This window comes from Bacteroides sp. CAG:633, from assembly GCF_000435115.1.
Taxonomy (GTDB): Bacteria; Bacteroidota; Bacteroidia; order Bacteroidales; family Bacteroidaceae; genus Bacteroides; species Bacteroides ndongoniae.
Map to the genome: position 1 here is coordinate 1 of NZ_FR882979.1, position 3,525 is coordinate 3,525.

Annotated in this window: 4 protein-coding genes; all 4 read left to right on the forward strand. The window is 40.2% G+C overall.

What is annotated here, in order from left to right; all coding sequences use genetic code 11:
• The first annotated feature begins 128 nt into the window (after positions 1 to 128).
• The 4 genes from QVP67_RS01845 to QVP67_RS01860 all read left to right on the forward strand — a co-directional run bounded on the left by QVP67_RS01845 (position 129) and on the right by QVP67_RS01860 (position 3,409).
• On the forward strand, positions 129 to 896 hold the full coding sequence (locus QVP67_RS01845) for a hypothetical protein (RefSeq protein ID WP_022161860.1): 768 nt from the start codon (positions 129 to 131) through the stop codon (positions 894 to 896).
• 189 nt (positions 897 to 1,085) lie between these two features.
• Entirely contained in the window at positions 1,086 to 1,613 is a 528-nt protein-coding gene (locus tag QVP67_RS01850; protein ID WP_022161861.1) for a hypothetical protein, read from the forward strand.
• Positions 1,610 to 1,801 carry a hypothetical protein gene (locus QVP67_RS01855; protein ID WP_277120434.1) on the forward strand — a complete coding sequence of 64 codons (192 nt, stop codon included), beginning with the start codon at positions 1,610 to 1,612 and terminating at the stop codon, positions 1,799 to 1,801. The genes QVP67_RS01850 and QVP67_RS01855 overlap by 4 nt, the downstream gene beginning before the upstream one ends.
• Positions 1,802 to 2,785: 984 nt before the next feature.
• Positions 2,786 to 3,409 carry a hypothetical protein gene (locus tag QVP67_RS01860; protein ID WP_022161864.1) on the forward strand — a complete coding sequence of 208 codons (624 nt, stop codon included), beginning with the start codon at positions 2,786 to 2,788 and terminating at the stop codon, positions 3,407 to 3,409.
• Positions 3,410 to 3,525: the final 116 nt, after the last annotated feature.

Genomic DNA, 3,525 nt, shown 5'->3' on the forward strand with positions numbered 1-3,525 from the left:
CTCAAGCATGGATTATGCGACGAGACGTGGGAAATATATAAGGTTTGCACGTTTTTTGCACGCTCGATTTCTTGATGAACTGAATTGATTTGGTGAACTTTGAGACACGAACTTAAAAAATAATACCTATGAGACATGCTTTTGTGATGTTGGTCGTTCTGCTTTGCAGTGCAAGCGGATGGGGGCAGAAATACGTCTTTGACGTGTACAGCCATGTAGTTGAAAAGATGTATGATATTAAAGTGACGAGACCTGATGGATTCGAAGAGTTGGTTGAAGATTCTTATCCCATTCAATTTTATGTGGGAGAAAATGGAGGTTTTGTTTATCCTGTTTCTTTGGTTTCCGAGGATAAGAATTGTCTATTGCTGTATCCCTTCTTCAATTATTGGCCGGGCATAAAAGGAAATGCATATAGTGACTTGAAGGCTTCGTTGGGGATGGATACGTGGGATATTACGATTCCTTTGGACACGGCTCGTTATGTGAAAATATTTACTCAGGGAGAACTGGTGGACTGTTGCAATGCCGATACGCTGACAGTTTATAGGATGAAGCTGCCGAAAGGATTCGAATACAAGGAAAAGTATTCGGCTTATGTTGGAATCCTTATCTGGAAGAGCGGTTATGCTTCGGGCATCATGAAGATGGTACTGACCGAAGAAGGCTGCAAACATGCGGACGACTATCTGAGACGTTTCCTTGGAAGCATGCGCTATTCGGACGAAGCGCCGGCGCTTCCCAGTTTAAAGAAGATTAAAAAGCTACGTAAACGGATAGATTCGCGCATCCGTCGGTTGGATCAGGCTGATAAGGATAAGATACGCGGTTCGCTTGACTTCATCTTTCCTGTAGGTATGTTCAGAGATACGTTCGAACGGCATTGCCCGGAATGAACTGCTTGCATCTGCGTGGTTAAGCGTGCTTGTTAACTCTCTCTGATTAGAAAAATTGTGTATTTACGGAGTTTGCACGTTTTTGCACGCTCGATTTCTTGATGATTTGAATTGATTTGGTGAACTTTGAGATATGAACTTAAATAACGAAGCGGAAGCTTATTTGTCGAATATTTAAAATGTACAACTATGAGTAGAATTACATTGAAACTTGTTGCTCTTTGTGGGTTATCTTTTCTATTATTTGCCTGTAACAATGTGGAAGGGCAAAATGGAATTGTTGAAAAAATAAGTGAAAATAGGGCAGTAAAGGACAGAAGCCAGTTGCCTGCATATACAAAACTGACAGACAGCGAACGGGAAAGGGTTGATTCCATCGCACAGACAACAGCTTTTTTGAACTATCAAAGGGTCTTTCAGAATTATCTTGAGAAAAGTGTCAAAAGTGTGAATGAGCTTTCGGCAGATGAGCAGAAAGCTTATTTCAGTTGTACAACGGTGGAGGAACGAAATGCTTGGAATGCCAAATTGAAAATAGTAAAGGAGGTGCAGGATTTGGACAATATGAGGACTGCTTATGAGGAATTAAAAAGTAAAATCGGTGTGACGGACGCGGAAGATATGGCGCTGGAGATGATCGCTATTTGCGAAGGAAGAGAAAAGACGCCCTTAAATTTGAAATTTTCCAAAGAGGAGTTGCCAGCGGATAAAAAGTGACGAGCCTGTTGCTTTATCTGACTTGGTATCTTGAGGAAAAGAAAGTGCGTGTAGCGGAGATAGAGCAACGGGTGAAAGACGAATTTGGTGTTGTTATTCGGGTGGAGATACTCGATTGGAAGAAGGCACAGGCAAGTTCGTTTGATAGTATTGAACAAAAGGCCGTTGAAATTTTTAGTAAAAAATGATCTTTTGTGAACTTTGAAGAGCGTATTAAATTAGAGAAAGACTCGTATTTTTTCATTAGCTTCGCTCAAGATAGCTCTTATTATTTAGGTATAGTTTGAACAAAGCGAAGAATCTCAAAAAAAGGATGCTCGGGCATTCAGATCCTTCACTTTGTTCAGGATGACATTATATAAAGATTATACTTTTTCATTTTGACGCACCTTTATGAAACATGCTTTTATGATGCTGCTGGTCGTTCTGCTTTGCAGTATAAGCGGATGGAGCCAGAAACGCATTTTTGACCTGTACAGTTTTCAGGTTGAAAAGTTGTATGGCATTGAGGTGGATTCAAAGTGTTGTCAAAAGAGGCTTATTAACCTAGCAGATAGAATATTTATGACTGTATAATCGCAACAAGATGAAAACGAAAGCACTATATATAATATTTATTTCTTTGGCCATATTGTCCGTGCTACTAATGGCGATTAACAAGCAATGCAATTATGTGATTAACGACTGGTATATTTCTGGTATTTATATTGCGATGTGGTTTTTCCTATTCCTTCATACAGTAGGTAAGACCCTTGAGGGAAAAAGAAAAGAAATAAATACTTATATACCAAGCATTCTTACATTTTTGGCGTTTCTATTGAATGTGATATATGTATTTTGTTTGAAGCCTTGATATCATTGCTAAAGGAGTTAAACAAGTTATTGCTTCGATTAGTTCCATTAGGAGTTAAAAGTAGGTGGTATAGATACTAAGTAGGGTTATTTATAAGGCTTGTACGTTTTTGCACGCTCGATTTCTTGATGATTTGAATTGATTTGGTGAACTTTGAGATATGAACTTAAATAACGAAGCGGAAGCTTATTTGTCGAATATTTAAAATGTACAACTATGAGTAGAATTACATTGAAACTTGTTGCTCTTTGTGGGTTATCTTTTCTATTATTTGCCTGTAACAATGTGGAAGGGCAAAATGGAATTGTTGAAAAAATAAGTGAAAATAGGGCAGACGAAACCAGAAGGATTCAAAGTGTTGTCAAAAGAGACTTATCCTCTTACTCTTTATATGGGGAAAGGAACGTTTTGGCAGTATGCAGTATCCTTGGTTTCCGAGGACGAGAACTGTCTGTTGCTGTATCCTTATTTCAATAAATGGGGTCGAGACAGAGTGTATGAGGAATTGAAAGCTTCGTTGGGAGAGAATCCGCTGGACAAGGGGCTTGCGGTGGATACGGGCCGTTATGTCAGGATGTTCACCCGAGGCAGGGAAGTGTACCGTTGCGGTGCCGATACGGTGGTCGTTTGCCGGATGCAGCTGCCGGAAGGGTTTGAGTACAAGGACAAATATCCGATTTGTGTCAGCGTCAACCTTCATAAGCAGGGTCATCCTATAGGCATGATGAAGATGTTGCTGACCGAAGAAGGTAGCGAGGATGAGGAAGTTTATCTGTCTCGCTTTATTGCAAGTATCCGCTATGCGGACGAAGTTCCGGTCACCAGTCCTAAACGGACTGAACAGGTGCGCAAACAGATGAATGCACGTACTTGGTGGCTTGGAAGGGCTGCCAAAAAGAGGGTACGCAGCGCGCTTGGATTGAATTATCCTTTTGAATTATGAAAGGATCGGGAAGTGCGTCCCGGAATGACTGTTTGCATTTGCTTGGTTAGGTGTACTTGTTTTTAGTGGGTATGTCAAAATGATTACTTGACAACACTCACTAAAAACAAGTTTAT